The sequence below is a fragment of the Streptosporangium sp. NPDC051023 genome, from assembly GCF_040689595.1.
In the GTDB taxonomy this organism is placed as follows: Bacteria; Actinomycetota; Actinomycetes; order Streptosporangiales; family Streptosporangiaceae; genus Streptosporangium.
This window is the reverse complement of the sequence record NZ_JBFBCE010000006.1, coordinates 53,640-70,446: the sequence shown is the minus strand read 5'-3', so window position 1 is coordinate 70,446 and position 16,807 is coordinate 53,640. Positions and strand designations below refer to the sequence as shown.

12 protein-coding genes are annotated in these 16,807 nt (G+C 69.7%); 6 read left to right on the top strand and 6 right to left on the bottom strand.

Annotated features, from left to right (window positions below):
• Positions 1-10: 10 nt before the first annotated feature.
• Together AB0395_RS05810 and AB0395_RS05805 are read right to left on the bottom strand one after the other, a co-directional pair.
• Entirely contained in the window at positions 11-1,174 is a 1,164-nt protein-coding gene (locus AB0395_RS05810; RefSeq protein ID WP_366277441.1) for an aminotransferase class I/II-fold pyridoxal phosphate-dependent enzyme, read from the bottom strand.
• A gap of 7 nt (positions 1,175-1,181) precedes the next feature.
• Positions 1,182-2,954 (bottom strand): radical SAM protein, encoded by a 1,773-nt coding sequence (locus AB0395_RS05805; RefSeq protein ID WP_366277440.1) that lies wholly within the window; start codon positions 2,952-2,954, stop codon positions 1,182-1,184.
• 403 nt (positions 2,955-3,357) lie between these two features.
• On the opposite strand from AB0395_RS05805, the gene AB0395_RS05800 reads away from it, so the two are divergent.
• From AB0395_RS05800 to AB0395_RS05775, 6 genes are all read left to right on the top strand, one after another.
• A complete protein-coding gene (locus AB0395_RS05800; RefSeq protein WP_366277439.1) occupies positions 3,358-6,819 on the top strand; it encodes an amino acid adenylation domain-containing protein in 3,462 nt (1,153 codons plus the stop codon).
• On the top strand, positions 6,816-8,012 hold the full coding sequence (locus AB0395_RS05795) for an MFS transporter (protein ID WP_366277437.1): 1,197 nt from the start codon (positions 6,816-6,818) through the stop codon (positions 8,010-8,012). The genes AB0395_RS05800 and AB0395_RS05795 overlap by 4 nt, the downstream gene beginning before the upstream one ends.
• Positions 8,013-8,063: 51 nt before the next feature.
• Entirely contained in the window at positions 8,064-8,273 is a 210-nt protein-coding gene (locus tag AB0395_RS05790; RefSeq protein WP_366277436.1) for an MbtH family protein, read from the top strand.
• A complete protein-coding gene (locus AB0395_RS05785) occupies positions 8,263-9,636 on the top strand; it encodes a PLP-dependent aminotransferase family protein (protein WP_366277434.1) in 1,374 nt (457 codons plus the stop codon). Before AB0395_RS05790 ends, AB0395_RS05785 begins: the two co-directional genes overlap by 11 nt.
• 16 nt (positions 9,637-9,652) lie before the next feature.
• Complete coding sequence (hppD, locus tag AB0395_RS05780; protein ID WP_366277432.1) at positions 9,653-10,726, top strand: 4-hydroxyphenylpyruvate dioxygenase; 1,074 nt, start codon at positions 9,653-9,655, stop codon at positions 10,724-10,726.
• A 155-nt stretch (positions 10,727-10,881) separates the two neighbouring features.
• Positions 10,882-11,949 (top strand): alpha-hydroxy acid oxidase, encoded by a 1,068-nt coding sequence (locus AB0395_RS05775; protein ID WP_366277431.1) that lies wholly within the window; start codon positions 10,882-10,884, stop codon positions 11,947-11,949.
• 86 nt (positions 11,950-12,035) lie between these two features.
• Here the strand turns inward: AB0395_RS05775 and AB0395_RS05770 are convergent, their stop codons facing one another.
• The 4 genes from AB0395_RS05770 to AB0395_RS05755 form a co-directional block, all read right to left on the bottom strand.
• On the bottom strand, positions 12,036-12,803 hold the full coding sequence (locus AB0395_RS05770; protein ID WP_366277429.1) for an alpha/beta fold hydrolase: 768 nt from the start codon (positions 12,801-12,803) through the stop codon (positions 12,036-12,038).
• Positions 12,804-12,852: 49 nt separating this feature from the next.
• Positions 12,853-14,652, bottom strand: coding sequence for a non-ribosomal peptide synthetase (locus AB0395_RS05765; RefSeq protein ID WP_366277428.1), 1,800 nt, complete (start codon positions 14,650-14,652; stop codon positions 12,853-12,855).
• Between the two features lie 61 nt (positions 14,653-14,713).
• Entirely contained in the window at positions 14,714-15,739 is a 1,026-nt protein-coding gene (locus AB0395_RS05760; RefSeq protein ID WP_366277426.1) for a TauD/TfdA family dioxygenase, read from the bottom strand.
• Positions 15,740-15,935: 196 nt separating this feature from the next.
• Positions 15,936-16,562 (bottom strand): LmbU family transcriptional regulator, encoded by a 627-nt coding sequence (locus AB0395_RS05755; RefSeq protein ID WP_366277425.1) that lies wholly within the window; start codon positions 16,560-16,562, stop codon positions 15,936-15,938.
• Positions 16,563-16,807: the final 245 nt, after the last annotated feature.

The window sequence follows — 16,807 nt, the reverse complement described above, 5'->3', positions numbered from 1 at the left end:
GCCGGGTCGGTCAGCCGGGTACGGCCGCGCGTATCCGGTCGAGCAGTTCGTCGAGCACCGCGGGAGACGTGGCGAAGTTCAGCCGGGCGAACCCCCTGCCCTCGGGGCCGAACTCCGAGCCCCTGAAGAGCATCACCTTGGCCCTGTCCAGGAAGAACGCGGACGGATCCTCGCCGAGACCGAGGGCACGGCAGTCAAGCCACGCGAGGTAGGTCGCCTCAGGCAGCCGGTAGCCGATGCCCTCGGGCAGTCGTTCCGCCACCCGCAGCCGGTTACGCGCGAGCAACGTCTTCACGGTGTCCAGCCAGGTGTCCCCGCCGGTCCAGGCGGCCCTCAGCGCGTCGACCCCGAGGGCGTTCACCTGGCCGAACAGGATCCCGCGATGCGCGTCGACGGCGTCGCGGACCTCCTTGACGCCGATGTGCGCGACGGCGCAGCGGACACCGGCCAGATTGAACGCCTTGCTGCCCGAGGTGATCGTCACCGTGCGTGCCGCGGCGGCCTCGGAGATCGCGGCGAACGGGATGTGCCGGTACCCGTCGTAGGTCAGCTCGGCGTGGACCTCGTCGGAGATCACCAGCAGGTCGTGCTCGACCGCGAGCCTGGCCAGCTCCTCAAGCTCGTCACGCAGGAAGACCCGTCCCGTCGGGTTGTGCGGGTTCACCAGGAACAGCGCGCGGCACGGGACGCCGTCGCGTCCGCGAACCTCGTCCGCGAGCCGGTCGAGGTCGAGCTGCCACCGCTCGTCGTGCCAGCGGATCGGCACGGCCCTGGGCGGGCGCCCCAGTTTGAGGAGCATCTCGGTGAACGGGGGGCAGACCGGTGCGTGCAGCGCGACCGGATCGCCGGGCGAGGTGCCGAAGTGCAGCGCGACCTGCATCGCCTGGTTGATGTCGGTGAACAGCCTGACGTGCGTGGGGTCGGCGGCGAACCCGAAGCGTCCGAGCATGCGCTCGGCGAACGCCTCGCCCAGCGGCCCGCCGTCCGACTCGTCGTACCACGCGGGGTATCCGAGGTCGGTGTCGATGCGGTTGACCAGCGCGCGCCGGATGACCGGCGAGATCGGGAAGTCCATGTCCGCGACCCAGGCGGGCAGCACGCCGTCAGGGGCGGACGCCCACTTCTCCCCGTCACGCCGGGACAGCGTGGCCAGGTCGAGGGCTTCCAGGGTCATCGGGCGCTCACCTTGTCCTGTCGAGAGTCCTGTCGAGAGTCCTGTCGAGGTCCTGTTCGAGCGGCACCGGCGCGCTGTCGTTGCGCGTGGCGCCCCAGCGTCTTTCCGTCTCGTTGTGGATGTACCAGAGGTCGTCCTCCGTCAGTGTGACGGACACGACGCCGGGGAAGGCCTCCTCGAAGTAGATGTACGGCTTGCGGTTGTCGACCCACGGCGAGTGGTAGTCAAGCTTGTCGGTCATCCCGTGGATCCGGGTGATCGGCGTCGCGGGGTGGTAGGTCAGGATGTTCGGGCTGGCGAGGTCGATGAGCCCGTCGTCGATCAGCTCGCTCACCCCCGTGATCGTCTCGTCGATGCTGGCGCGGGTCTCCCCGTCGAGCCCGAAGAGGACGGACGTGCCGACCCTGAGCCCGTGTGCCTTGACCAGCGACGTCGCCTCGCGCACCTTCAGCGCCCAGCTGCGCCCCTCGACGCGGCGGAGGTTCTTGTGGATCCTGTCCATCACCTGCGTGGACATGCTCTCGATGCCGATGTAGACGTAGGTGCACCCCGCCTCGCGCATCATGTCGAGGATTCGGCCGCTCTCCTCTGCCGAGTGCAGCCCGACCAGCACGTCCACGGTCAGTTGCGCCCCCCACTGCAGGTTCCGCAGGCGCAGGAGGTCCGCGTCCGTCCTGAGGAAACGCAGATGGCCCTCGTCCAGCTCGTCCGCGGGGGCCCGGCGGATCCTCCCCAGCTCGGCGCAGAAGTCGGTGATGTCGCGGAAGGTGCCGCTCCAGAAGACGGAGTCGTCGAAGAACATGGCCTCCGCGCCGTAGCCGATATATTCGCACACCCGTTCGATTCCGGCGGACGTCTGGCTGAACTTCTTCAGGCCGCCCGCGAGCTTGGCCGTCTCCGAGCAGAAGTTGCACTGGTAGGGGCACGCGTTCGACACCATCACGTGCGCCGTCCGCTGGATCTCGCCGGTCGTGCCGTCGACGAAGACCGGGAACCTGGACCGGATCGCGAACGCCTCGTACGGCGAGGGCAGCGCGGCGAGGTCGAGCTTGGCCCCCTCCTGGGGATAGGCGTGCACGGCGTCGCCGGCGATCAGGGTGATGAGGGAGCGGCCAGGGGTGACCCCGTGGACGCGCAGCAGCTCCTCGAGGTGGTGACGTACCCCGGAGGGAACGGCCCACCGGGTGTTCAGGTCCACGGAGAGCGCGACGGCGCGCATGAGCAGGTCGAGTGAGTGGTAGGCCTCGCCGGAGATGGTGGCGTCGATCACGCGCGGCACCCGGCCGTCGTCCATGACCGTGAGCGTGCTGCTCGGCGCGAGCATGAGAGTGCCCTTGCCGGGGACGCAGCTGATCGTTTCGTCGACGTGACGCCCGCCCAGGATCACGTAGGCGTTCGGGACCTCGGTCTTCACCAGCTTCGCGATGCTCAGGGCGTAGCGGTGCGCCGGTGAGACGCTGCTGATCAGCACGACCCTGGGCTGCGTCTCACGCAGCAGCCCGATCCAGCGGGCCCGTGCCTCCCGGTCCCAGACCCGCGGGTCGAAGACGGTCTGGTCGGTGTTCGGCGACTCGGTGTACGGCCGGTAGCCGTCGCCTCCCGCGCTCAGGCGGTAGTCGGCGCCGGGAAACCGGGTCCACTCGGGAGCCAGGTCGTTGTAGTGCTCGGCCAGTTCGAGTGGGCCCGCGTCGTGCACGGCGTTGTGCACCGAGACGGAGAGTGCCGCGTAGAGGCACATCGGGTCGCCGGGGTAGGTGATCTCGCCCTCCGCCTGCGTCATCACAGGTGCGAGAACCGAGAGAACCGGGAAATAGCGGCTCGGAGTCCGCCCGTGCGCGAGATCTTCGGAGAGTCGTTCCCTACGTGCGGAAAGGAGCTCCTTAAAGTCAGCGGAAATGGTCGTTCGCGAAAAACGGTGAACGTGAATGTTGTCCAGCAATGCAGTCCCTTTTCCCTTTTTGTTCGCGGCCGGTATGCGTGCGCCGAGGGATGGATAAATCACTCCCCGTGTGATCCTGCATAGCTTTTGTATGAGTTATCCTCCACGTCACTTTCGACCGATTGAACCAGATCGCCGGTGAACGTCAAGCGGCACAGGCGGGGAGGGAGCGCTGTCCCGCCGGCGGGACAGCCGGACGGCACCGGGGCGCGAAGGGCGCGCGTTGACATGGGCGAGCGACGTCATGTTTCAATGGCGAACGTGTGAGAGGGGGGATTCACCGGTGCTTGGCGAGTCGCGCACCATAGTCGATGTTTTCGCGGAACAAGTCCAGGAAAACAGAGATGAGACGGCTGTCAAACAGTCCGGCGTCGCTCTCTCGTATGGCCGTTTAGCTGAAATATCTGATATTGTCGCCGGTTTCCTGATCGACTGTGGGATTCATCCCGAGCAGCGGGTCGGCATTCTCATGGAACGCGGCCTCGACGTGGTCGCCACGATCGTCGGGACGGTGAAGTCGGGCGGCGCCTACGTTCCGCTCGATGTCCGCTCGCCCGCCGCCAGGCTGCGGATGATCCTCACCGAGTGCGAGATCCGCCTGGTAATCGTCGACTCGGGGGAGCGCGCCGACTTCGTCAGGGCCTTCTGTGAGGCGGGCACACGCGTGGTGGTCGTCGGCGAGGACCTCGACCTGTCAGGCCAGGGCAGGGCCGCCCAGGGGAGGGCCGCTGCCACGCGGCCGATCGCGCCGGGGCGGCTCGCCTACGTCATCTACACCTCGGGCTCGACGGGAACCCCGAAAGGCGTGGCGATCTGTCACCGGGACCTGGTCGCGTTCGCGGCCGACCCCTGCTGGGCGGGCATCGAGGAGCGGGTCCTGCTGCACTCCCCGCTGGAGTTCGACGCCTCCGTGTTCCAGATGTGGGTTCCGCTGCTGCGAGGTGGCTGCGTGGTGGTCGCCCCGCCGGGCCGCGTCGAGGCGCGCGGGCTGGCGCGAACGATCGCGGAGGAGTCCGTCACCTGCACTTTCATGACCACCTCGCTGTTCAACGTGCTCACCGAGCAGCACCCCGACGCCTTCGCGGGCCCCTGCCAGGTGTGGATGGGCGGCGAGGCCGCCTCGCCCGTCGCCGTCGAGCGCGCCCTCGCGGCCTCGGGGGCGAAGTCCGTCGTCAACGTGTACGGCCCCACGGAGGCGACGGTGTTCGCCACCTACCACCTGGTCGAGGAACCGGTGCCCAGCCCGGTGCCGATCGGGTCGGCCATGGCGGGCGTCGCCACGTATGTGCTCGACGAGTGGCTGCGCCCGGTCCCCGACGGCGCCGAGGGTGAGCTGTGCCTCGGCGGGCGCGGTGTCGCACGGGGATATTGGGCGCGGCCCGGGCTCACCGCGCAGCGGTTCGTCGCCGACCCCTTCGCCGGTGACGGCGCGCGGATGTACCGTACCGGCGACATCGTACGGCGCCGCGCCGACGGCCTGCTGGAGTTCGTCGGCAGGCGTGACAGCCAGGTCAAGGTCCGGGGGTTCCGGATCGAGCTCGGCGAGGTCGAGAACCAGCTTTCCCGCCGCGAGGACGTCGCGCGGGTCGCCGTCGTCGCCACCGCGGACCGGCACGGCGACAAGACCCTGACCGCCTACGTGGTGCCGGCGGCTCCCGCAGACGACCGGGACGCCTGGACGGGTGTCCTGCTGGACCACCTGCGTGAGCGGCTGCCCTGGTACATGGTGCCGTCGGCGTTCGTCGTACTGGACGAGCTGCCGCTGAACAACAACGGCAAGCTCGACGCGCGGGCGCTGCCCGCGCCCGTGCGGGAGACTACGGGGCCCGCGCCCAGGTCGGAGACAGAGGAACTGCTGTGCCGGTTGTTCGCCGACGTGCTCGGCGTTGACCGGGTCGGCGTCGACGACGGCTTCTTCGACCTGGGCGGCCATTCCCTCGCGGCGACGCGGCTGGCCGCCAGGACCGAGGCCGCCTTCGGCGTCAGGGTCGAGGCGAGGGAGGTCTTCGAGGCCCCGACGGTCGCCGAGCTGGCGGCTCGCGTCCTCAGCCCGGCGACGGCCGCGGCGGGGGAGTCCAGCTCGCCGACGCCCAGGTCGCGTCCCGAGCGGATCCCGCTGTCCTACGCGCAGCGGCGGCTGTGGTTCGTCAACCAGCTGCAGGATGACGACGACCCCGGCTACCACATCCCCCTGATCTTCCGGCTGCCTCACGAGGTCGACGCCGACGCGCTGCGCCGATCCATGGCCGACGTCGTCGCCCGGCACGAGAGCCTGCGCACCGTCTTTCTGGACGATGACGATGACCATGATGATCAGGGCCCGTGGCAGCATGTGCTCGCCGCCGGTGAGCGGATGCCCGAGCTGACGGTCACCATCTGCACCGCGGCCGAGCTCGACGAGCTGCTGGCGGCGGCGGCCCGCAGGCCCTTCGACATCACCCGGGACCTTCCGCTGCGCGGTGAGCTGTTCCGCGTCGCAGGAGAGGGCGCCGGAGGAGACACCGGCAGGACAGACGCGGAAGAGGTCACGGGCGGGAGCGGTGGGAGAAGTGCGAGCGGTGGGGGAAGTGCGGGCGCGGGCGGTGGGCGGACGGTGCTGCTCCTGGTGCTGCACCACATCGCGGCCGACGGCTGGTCGCTGACATCGCTGTGCCGTGACCTGTCGCAGGCCTACCGGGCCAGACTCGCGGGATCGGACCCCGGCTTCACCCCGCTACCGGTGCAGTACGCCGACTACGCGGCCTGGCACCGTGAGCTGCTCGGCGATCCTGGCGACCCGGCCAGTGTGCTGTCCGCCCAGCTCGACTACTGGGCGGAGCGGCTGGCGGACCTCCCGGAAGAGGTTTCGCCGCCTCGTGACCGGCCGCGGCCCGCGGTCGCGGGCAACAGGGGGGACGTCGTCGCGTTCACCGTTCCCGCCGAGCTGCGCCACGGGCTCGAGGACCTCGCCCGCTCCAGCCGCGCCACGCTGTTCATGGTGCTGCACGCCGGGCTGGCGAGCCTGCTCACCGGGCTCGGCTGCGGGCAGGACATCGTGGTCGGCAGCCCGACGGCGGGCCGCGCGGACGAGGCGCTCGACCAGCTGGTCGGGTTCTTCGTCAACATGGTCGTCCTGCGGACCGACACCTCGGGCGACCCGGCGTTCCGCGAACTGCTCGACCGCGTGCGCGAGAGCCTGCTGCCCGCGTACGCCAACCAGGACGTCCCGTTCGACCTCGTGGTCGAGAGGCTCAACCCGGAGCGCGACCTCTCGCGCCACCCGGTCTTCCAGGTCACACTCGGCCTGCTGAACACGCCGGACCTCGGGCTCGACCTCGGACCCGAGCCCGGGGGCCAGGGCGGCGACTGGACGCTGGCGCGGACCGGTGCCGCCAGGTTCGACCTGACCTTCGACCTGATCTCCCGGCAGGGCGATGACGGAGCACCCGGCAGGCTCGACGGTTTCGTCGAGTTCGCGACGGACCTGTTCGACCGGGCGACCGTCGAACGACTGGTCGAGGGGTTCACCGCGACCCTGCGCGAGGCGGTCGCCGACCCCGGCCGGACGATCGGATCGATGGGACACCTCGCCGCCGCCCGGTCCCTGTCCGCGGCCGAACAGGGTGACGGCGCACGAGACGGGCTCACGGCCAGAGGGGACGCCGACGCGCTGGACGGGTTCGCGGCGAGGTCCGGCGTCCACGCGCTCGACAGGTCCGCGCGATGACCGAGACCGAGCTGACCCCGTCGCTGACCAGGCGGATCATCGGGCTGCCCAGAGAGGCCCGGGTCATCTGCGCCGGAATGTTCATCAACAAGTTCGGCAACTTCCTCAGCGTCTTCCTGGTCCTCTACCTCACGCACAGGGGATATTCCCCCTTCCTCGCTGGGGCCGCGCTCGGCACGATCGGCTTCGGTGGTTTTCTCGGTAACGCGGTCGGCGGAACCGTCGCCGACCGGATCGGCAGACGGTGGACGATCGTCGTTTCGATGTTCGGCACCGCGGTTTTCACCCTGCTCGTCCCGCTGGCCGACGACATCGGCCCGATCATCGCGCTGTCACTGGCCGTCGGGTTCCTCGCCCAGCTCTACCGGCCGGCCGCGGGCGCGATCCTCGTCGACACCGTGCCCGCCCGGGACCTGATCGCCGCGGTCTCCCTGCTGCGCCTGGCGATGAACCTGGGGATGGCGGTCGGCAGCGTGGTCGGCGGCGTGCTCAGCGTGATGTCCTACACCTATCTGTTCGTCGGCAACGCGGTGACGTGCCTGCTGTTCGGGCTGCTCGTGTTGGCGCTGCTGCCGGAGACCAGGCCTGGCTCCTCCCGGGAGGCGGGTACCACGCCGCGTGGCGGCTACCGGACCGTCTTCCGGGACCGGGCGATGGTGCTGTACCTGATGTCGATGTTCGCCGCGACCTACGTGTACGTGCAGACGACGGCGACGCTCCCGCTGCACGTCCGGCAGCAGGGAGACGGCAACGAGTTCTACGGCGTGCTGCTCGGGGTGAACGCCCTGCTGATCGTGCTGTTCGAGCTGCCGCTCGTCAGGTTCACCGAGCGGCGTCCACCCCGGCACGTGATCGCGCTTGGGGTCGTGCTGCTGGGCGCGGGCGTCGCGCTGACCGGGGTGGCGAACGCGCAGGGCGCGCTCGTCGCGACCGTGGTGCTGTGGACGCTGGGCGAGATGATCTACACGCCGGTGGCGACGGCGTACCCGGGCCTGCTCGCGCCCGATTACCTCAGGGGGCGTTACCAGGGCGCGGAGGGCGTCGCGGTGACCGTCGCCCAGACGGCGGGCCCCGCCGCGGGCGGGTTCCTGTACGGCCACACCGCCATCGGCCACTGGGTGCTGTGCGGGGTGATCGCCGTGCTCGGGGCGGCGTTCATGCTCGCCGCGAAACCGGCCGGTGCGGCCACATGACGACGGGATCCCCGCGACGGGCGGGGAGAGGATCAGAAACCGGAGGCCGAAGTGTCCAATCCGTTCGACGAAGAGACAGCCACCTTCAAGGTCCTGGTCAACCATGAGGGCCAGTACTCCCTCTGGCCGTCCGCGAACGCCGTACCCGATGGGTGGCAGGTGCGGCTCGACGACGCGGGCCGCGACGAGTGCGTCTCCTACGTGGAGGAGCACTGGACCGACATGCGGCCCCGCAGTCTGGCGGAATCCTATGACGAGTGAAACCGGCGCAGACCCGGTCCCACACCTGAACTCGGCCCCACACCTGAACCCGGGGCCGCGCCCGAACCCGGGGCCGGTCCTGGAACCGGACCTGGACCTGCTCGGGCTGCACGGCTCGCTGGAGTCGCCCGTCATCGAGTCGATGAACTTCCTCAACGAGATCTCGCACCGCTTCCCCGACGCGATCTCCTTCGCCGCGGGACGGCCCTTCGAGGGCTTCTTCGACATCGAGGAGGTGCACGGATACCTACGCACCTACCATGACCACCTGCTCGCCGAGCTGGGTGGCGACGAGATCATGGTCCGGCGCGCCATGCTGCAGTACGGCCGCACCAAGGGGATCATCCACGACCTCGTCGCCAGAAACCTCCTGCTGGACGAGGGCATCGACGTCGACCCGGAGGCGATCGTCGTCACGGTCGGCTGCCAGGAGGCCCTGTACCTCACGCTCAGGGCGCTGCGCAGGACCGAGCGGGACGCGCTGCTCGCCGTGTTCCCGTGCTACGTCGGAGTTGCGGGCGCGGCCGAACTGGCCGACATGCCGCTGCTGCCCGTCGCGGGCTCACCGGAGGGCATCGACCTGGACGACCTCGTCGCGGTCGTCCTGCGCGCCAGGGCGGACGGGATGAGGCCGCGCGCGCTGTACGTGGTGGCCGACTTCGCCAACCCGTCCGGGATCAGCCTCGATCACGCCACCCGTGAGCGCCTGCTCGAACTGGCCGAGGAGCACGACTTCCTCCTTCTCGAGGACAACCCCTACGGGCTCTTCCACGGCGACACGGAGCAGCCGCCGACGCTCAAGGCACTCGACGTCGGCAGGCGCGTCGTCTATCTCGGCTCGTTCGCCAAGACGGGCCTCCCCGGCGCACGGGTCGGCTACGTCGTGGCCGACCAGCGGACCGGATCCGAACTGCTCGCCGACCAGCTCGCGAAGATCAAGAGCATGCTGACGGTCAACACCTCGCCGATCGCGCAGGCTGTCATCGGCGGCAAACTGCTGACGTACGGCTGCAGCCTGCGCGCGGCCAACGTGCGGGAGGCCCAGGTGTACCGCCAGAACCTCCGGCACCTGCTCGACGGGCTGCACAAGCGCTTCCCGCCGGGGACCGGCCCCCGCGTCACCTGGAACACCCCTGCGGGAGGTTTCTTCATCGTCCTCGACGTTCCGTTCCCGGTGGACGACGAACTGCTGGAGCACTCGGCACGCGAGCATCGCGTGCTCTGGACGCCCATGCACCACTTCTACGGCGACGGCCAGGCACGACAGCAGATCCGGCTGTCGTTCAGCTACCTGACGCCTGACGAGATCACCATCGGCCTCGACCGGCTGGCGAACTTCGTCGTCCAGCAATGCGAGGCCTGATTCGGGGAGGCAAGAGATGACCGTGTTCGAGGATCTGTTCGTCGACCACGTCGGGTTCTCCGTCGGCGACCTGGCGGAGACGGCCGAGCTCTTCGTCGATCGTTACGGCTTCACCGTCTACGCTCGGTCCGCCGCAACCGCGCGATCCGGGGGAGCCCGTACGGTGGCGCTCGGCGGCGAGGACATCAGGTTCGTGCTGACCCAGGCGAACGACGTGGACCACCCGGCGGCGGCCTACGTGGAACGGCACGGCGACGGGGTCTCCGACATCGCGCTGAGCACCCCGGACGCCGGGGCGGCGTTCGCGGAGGCGGTACGGCGCGGCGCGCGTCCCGTCACCTCACCGGCCGCGCAGGGCGACGTGGTCACCGCATCGATCGTCGGCTTCGCGGACGTCGTGCACACCTTCGTCCAGCGCCCGCCCTCGACGGACCGCCGTACGCTTCCCGGGCTGTCACCGGTGACGCCGCCGCCGGCGGCGGCGGGGGAACGCATCAGGCTGGGCACGGTCGACCACTTCGCGGTCTGCCTTGAGGCGGGACAGCTCGGCCCCACGGTCGATTTCTACGAAACGGTCCTCGACTTCGAGATGGTGTTCACCCAGCGCATCGTCGTCGGCCGTCAGGCGATGAACTCCAGGGTGGTGCAGAGCCGTTCGGGAGCCGTGACGCTTACCCTGCTCGAACCCGACGTCTCACGTGACCCCGGCCAGATCGACCAGTTCATCAAGGACCACGGCGGAGCCGGCATCCAGCACATCGCCTTCACCACCGACGACATCGTCGAGGCGGTGAGCGGGCTGGGCGCCAACGGCATCGAGTTCCTGCGGACGCCCGGCACCTACTACGACCTGGTGCCCGAGCGCCTGCGACTGGCCAGGCACTCCATCGACGAGCTGCGCGCGCTGAACATCCTCGTCGACCAGGACCAGGACGGTCAGCTGCTGCAGATCTTCTCCAAGACGGTCCACCCGCGCGGCACCCTCTTCTTCGAGGTGATCGAGCGGGCGGGGGCGCGCACCTTCGGCAGCGGCAACATCAACGCGCTCTACACCGCGGTGGAACTACAGCGGTACAGGGAGTCCCAGTGAGCGTCCCCCGCCTCGGCCCCGCCGGAACTCCCGGCGAGGCCTCCGCCGGAACTCCCGGAGGGGCATCTGCCGGAGTTCCCCGAGGGGCCTGCGCCGGAGATCTCGCCGGGGCTCCTGCGGAGGGGCCCGGGAGAGCAACCGGTACGGGCGGAGCGGTGTGCGTCGCGGACGTCGAGCGGCTCGCGGGCGAGCGGCTGCCACCCGACATATGGGACTTCGTCGCGGGCGGCAGCGGTGACGAGTCCACCCAGGCGGCCAACCGGGCGTGCCTCGACCGGGTGTGCCTGGTGCCCAGGGTGCTGACCACGGCGGCCGAGGGCAGCATGGCCGGGCGGCTGGTGCGCAGCGCGGTCGCGATGCCGGTCGCCGTCGCGCCCATGGCCTACCAGCGCCTGTGCCATCCCGACGGGGAGATCGCCGCGGCCCGCGCCGCGAGCAAGGCCGGGGTCCCGTTCACGGTCAGCACACTGAGCAGCGTTCCGATCGAGGAGATCGCGGCGGTCGCCGGGCCGCTCTGGTTCCAGCTCTACTGGCTGCGTGACCGGGGCCTCGTACTCGACCTGGTGGCCAGGGCGGAACGGGCGGGCTGTGAGGCGCTGATGGTCACCGTCGACGTCCCGATCATGGGGCGGCGGCTGCGCGACGTGCGCAACGAGTTCGTGCTGCCTCCGTCGGTCGTCGCGGCCAACCTCGTCGACGGGACGGGGTCCGCCGCGCACGTCCCGGCCCCGCGAGGGTCGGCCGTCGCCGCCCACACGGGCGCCGCGTTCGAGGCCGCGCTCGGCTGGGACGACCTGGCGTGGCTGCGGGAGCACACCGACCTTCCAGTGGTGCTGAAAGGGGTGCTCGACCCGAGGGACGCCGTACGGGCGGCCGAGTCCGGAGTGGCCGCGGTGGTCGTGTCCAACCACGGCGGTCGTCAGCTGGCGGGCGCCGTACCCTCCATCGTGGCGCTGCCGCCGGTCGTCGAGGCGGTCGCGGGGCGGTGCGACGTGCTGCTCGACAGCGGCATCCGCACCGGCACCGACGTCCTGCGCGCGCTGGCGTGTGGTGCCGAGGGCGTGCTGCTCGGCCGTCCCATGCTGTGGGGCCTCGCGGCGGACGGCGAGGCGGGGGCCGGGCTGGTGCTGGACCTGCTGCGTGTCGAGCTGCGCGAGGCCATGCTGCTGGCGGGCTGTGCCGATCTCGCCGCCGCACGCGAGCTGAGCACCGTACTGATCTGAGCACCGCTGATCTGAGCACTGTGCTGATCTGAGCACTGTGCTGAGCTGAGCACCGCTGGGCTCAGCACAGTGCTCAGCTGAGCGCGCTAGGCCACCGGGAAACCCGCGTTGATCGGCGCCATGAACTCGGGCAGCCGTCCCCAGACGTCCGGGGTGTAGAAGTGCCCGCCGGGCAGCGTGTCGTGCCGGAAGCCGTTCGTCGCGAGCTCGCGCCACCTCTCGGTCGCTTCCGGCTCGATGACACCGTCGTCGGCGCCGGTGAACACCTGCAGGGGAACGCCCACCCGTGCCCCGGCCCGGTAGTGGAAGGAGTCACGGACCCTGATGTCGGCGCGCATCAGCTCGACCGCCATCTCCCGCAGGTCCGGGTCGTCGAGCACATGCGCGGGCAGCAGGCCGTTGACACGCATCCAGTGCAGCAGCCGCTCGTCGGTCTCCCCCTGCGAGGGGAACATGTCCCTGGGCCGCAGGCCGTCGCTCGGCGCGTTCGCCGAGGAGACGACGAGCGCCTCGGGAAGCCTGTCGCCGTGCCGGTGCAGCCGGGAGACGACGTCGAACGCCATCCAGCCGCCCATGCTGTGGCCGAAGAGGACGTACGGCCGGTCGGCCGCGGCGAGCACGGCGGCGGTGGCGTCCTCGGCCAGCTCGTCCCAGTCACCGGCGAACTCCTCGGCGAACCGGCCCTCCCTGCCGGGGTAGCAGATCGCCGCCAGGGTGACGTCGGAGGGCACGACGTCCGCCCACCCCAGGTAGGGGCCCGCGCCGCCTCCGCAGAAGCCGAGGCACACGAGCGTCCGCGTCGCGTCCGGCCTGTGCCGGGGGCGTACGACGACGGTGTCCAGCGCTGGGTTCATGGCCCTCTTTCCGGCTCTTCCCGATTGTCCGTTCTCTTCCCGGCCCACCTCAGTTGTCGGGCGCCGTCGTCCGGTGCAGGGACTCGACGTACCTGGCCAGGTCGTGCAGACGCGGGTGCCGGTACACCTGCCGCGTCGGCACGACGACGCCGAGGTTCTTCCTCAACCGTGCGACCACCCTGATGGCCATCAGCGAGTGGCCGCCCAGGGCGAAGAAGTCGTCGTCCGAGCCGATCCCGTCCCGCCCGAGGACCTCGGACCACACACTCGCGATCAGCTCCTCGAACTCTCCCCGTGGCGCGCGACCCGTTTCCGTGGCCCGCGTCGGCTCGGGGAGCGCGGCCAGGTCGGGCTTGCCGTTCGGCGTGAGCGGCACCCGCTCGATGAGCACGAACTCGGTGGGCACCATGAAGTCCGGCAGCGTGGCCGCGAGGTGGTCTCTCAGCCGCTGCACGGAGGGCACCTCGCCGTCGGCAGGCACCAGGTAGGCCACCAGCCGCTCGTCGCGGAGCGTGACGACCGCGCGCGCCACGTCTTGGCGCGCGCCGAGAGCGTGTTCGATCTCGCCGAGCTCAACCCGGAACCCGCGCACCTTCACCTGGCCGTCGGCCCGCCCGGCGAACGTCAGCACGCCGTCGGCGGACCGGTGCGCCCGGTCGCCGGTGCGGTACATCCGCGCGCCCCGTCCGGAGAACGGGTCGGCCACGAACCGCGCCGCGGTGAGCGCGGGGGCGCCGACGTATCCGGCGGCCAGGCGCGGGCCCGCGATGTACAGCTCGCCGGTCACGCCGGGCGGTGCCGGGCGCAGGGCGTCGTCGAGCACGTATACCTGGTTGCCGAGCAGCGGCCGTCCGATGTGCGGCCCTTCACCTGAGATCCACGCGGCGGTGGCGTCGACCGTGCACTCGGTGGGACCGTACAGGTTCAGCGCCTCGACGCCGTCCGCCTCGGCCAGCTCCCGCCAGGCGCGCTCGGATACGGCCTCGCCGCCGATGAACAGCCGGGGCACGCGCCCGTCGGCGAACGGGGCGAGCAGTTCCTCGCGGAGGATCTCCCAGTGCGAGGGCGTCAGGTCGAGGTCGGTCACCGCGTACGCGTCGAGCAGGGCGCGCAGGCGGGCCGGGTCGGTGCGGTCCCGGTCGTCGAGCACGACCACGGTGTCCCCGCGGCACACCCGGACCCACTGCTGCACGGACGCATCGAAGGACACGCTGGCGTTCCAGCCGACCACCCTGGGCTGGGCGGCGTACATGCCGGACCGTTCGAGCGCGGTGACCAGGGACGCGACGGCGCCACGGGACACCTCGACCCCCTTGGGCCTGCCGGTCGAGCCCGAGGTGTAGATCACGTACGCCGGGGTCGGGGCGGGCGGCCCGGCGTCGTGCGGGGCTGGGGCGCCGGGGGAGGGAAGCAAGGCGTCGGGCCCGGTGGCGTCCGGGGCGACGATCTCCGCCCGGCCCGCCCACGGCGGGCGTTCCCCCAGGTGGAGCAGGACCCCGGCGCCCGCGTCCTCGACCATGAACGCGAGCCGGTCGGCGGGATAGGAGGGGTCGAGCGGCACGTACGCCGCGCCCGTGCGCCACACCGCCAGCAGCGCGACGACCAGGTCGGCGCCCCTGGGCAGGCTCACCCCGACCCGGCGGCCAGGTCCGGCTCCCCGGGAGCGCAGCGCAGAGGCCAGCCGCGCCGTGCGCTCCTCGAGCTCGGCGAAGCTCAGCACGACGTTCCGGTGGCGTACCGCGGGCCGGTCCGGCGCCCGCCGGACCGCTGCGGAGAATCGGGTCAGCAGGTCGATCGGCTGTTCCGGCGACGCGGTCACCCCGTGGACTCCTTCCTGTGGCGCGGTCACCCCGTGGGCTCCTTCCTGGGGCGCCGCGGCCCGTGGCCGCCCGCGGCGTCTTCCCGGCGGGTCATGCCGGTCTGGCCGCGGGCTGGACCGTCGGCGCGCAGTCGAGGAGATCGACGGGCTCGCCCATCGCCACGACGATCCTGCGGTCGCCGCGGAAGGGGTCTCTGCCGTGCGCCGTCAGGATGTTGTCGACGATGAGCAGGTCACCCGGCCGCCACCTCTCGCGCACGGTGGCCGACTCGTAGGCGGCCTGCACGGTCTCCAGGTCGTCTCTGCTCAGGGGCTCCCCGTCGCCGAAACCGGTGTTGAACGGAAGTCCGTCCTGCCCGAACTCGTCGACCAGCGTCTCCCTGAGCTCCTCGTCGAGGGACCACTCGTTCCAGAACGCGAGGTGGTTGAACCAGACCTCGTCCCCGGTCCGTGGGTGCCTGATGATGCCGGGGCGTAGCTGGCTGGTGCGGAGGTTCCCGTCGTCCCGCCATTCGTGGTCGATCAGGTTGTCGGCGCAGTAGCGCTCCACGTCGTCCCTGCCCGTCGCGGCGAAGGCCGTCCGCCAGTCTGTGGAGATGTACTCCGAGTAGCTTCGCCTCAGCAGCCAGCCGGTGGCCCGCATCTTCTCCGTCAGGCGCGGGGGGATGTTTCGCAGGACCTTCCTGCAGTCCGCGACCGGTGTCGCCCCGCCCTCGGCGGGCGCGGTCAGGCACGCGAACATGAGCAGCCCGGGGAAGGTCAGGGTGTAGCTGTTCTCGTTGTGCATCCGGATGGACTGGGAGGGCGGCAGGTCTGTCGAGGAGAAGACCCCGTTGCCGAAGTCGCTGCGGGGCGTCGCCTTCTCGCGGTACGGCGTGTGCCTGGGGATGATGACATCCCGGATCTTCGCGAAGTCCTCGACGTCTGTCAGCGGCAGGCCGCGGAGGTAGAGCGCGCCGTGCTCGGTGAGGGCCTCGCGCAGCGAGGGAAGGAGAGCGGCCAGCTGCTCGCAGGCCTCGGCGACGCCGCCCGGATCGGTGAGCAGCGCGGTCGCCGGTTTCCCTTGAGTGATCTCCCAGCGGAGCTCGCCGGTCGTTTCTCCCCGTGTGGAGCCCATTTTCCGTGCCCTTTCACGATCAGCGGGACATGAAGATGATCAGGCTGAAATCGTGGGCGGCGCGATGAGGCGTACATCACGACCAGAAAGCAGGGAGAAAAATACTTAAAATAAAGCTTGCCGATATAAAGTGGTTTATGGTGGTAATGTCGCCTTTTGTCCCTGCGGGTCCTGGGGGTGATATTCTTGTCGTGCCTCAGTCGAGAAAAGCCGCCGCCGCCGTGTCGAGCTGTTCCACGATCCATGATTCCAGACTGATCTTCGAGTGGCCGGCGACTTCCTGGTAACGGGCGATGCGGTCCGCCGTCAGTTTGAGCTCGAGTGAGACCTGTTCGCGTCTGTCGTCGGATTTTTCTCGACGGCTGGCGGCCAGGTTCTGTCTCAGCTGGTTTCGTGGCCATTTGTTCTGCTGTGCCTGGTCGAGCCAGTAGTCCTGCTCCTCGGGGGGCAGCGCGGCCACCTCCGCGTGGTGCTGGAAACTCAGCCCGTCTCGCCGACGCGAGAGCTCGACCCGCCGGGAAACCCAGGCATAGTTGCGAAGCGTCTGGTAGTCGAGGCCGATGGCGTCGATCGCTTTTCGATATCGGTCTGTGTAGCGCGACTGACCGTAGACGAGCCAGTCGCCGAGACACCATGTAGAAGAGTTGGCGACCGCGGAAATCCGAAAACCGGCCTTCTCCCAAAGCGTGTATGGCAACTCGGTGGGTATGTGAAGGCCGACAGGGGTTACATGGACTCCCCCGTAAGAGTCGTCCGATCCCCTGCGATGATGCTGCTCATCGGTGGAGTTCCTTTTCGGCTGGATCCTGGTCGCGCCTTTCATTGCACCTGGGCGCCCAGCCAACACATCCTCCCTGATACGGATAGGCTGAACAATGTTTTAACTTCTACCAGACTGTCACTCTCCATGTAAAGCAGTTGTCAAGAAAGCAGTATGACCGTATCTCGGTGAACCCTTGGGGATGCGCGCAATGTGAATTGTGGAATGTTCTTATCTAATGCCTACCAAGTAGGTGCACAATGTCGGAAATGTCGGCCGGGGTGGGGGTGGCGCGAGACGGAGGAGGC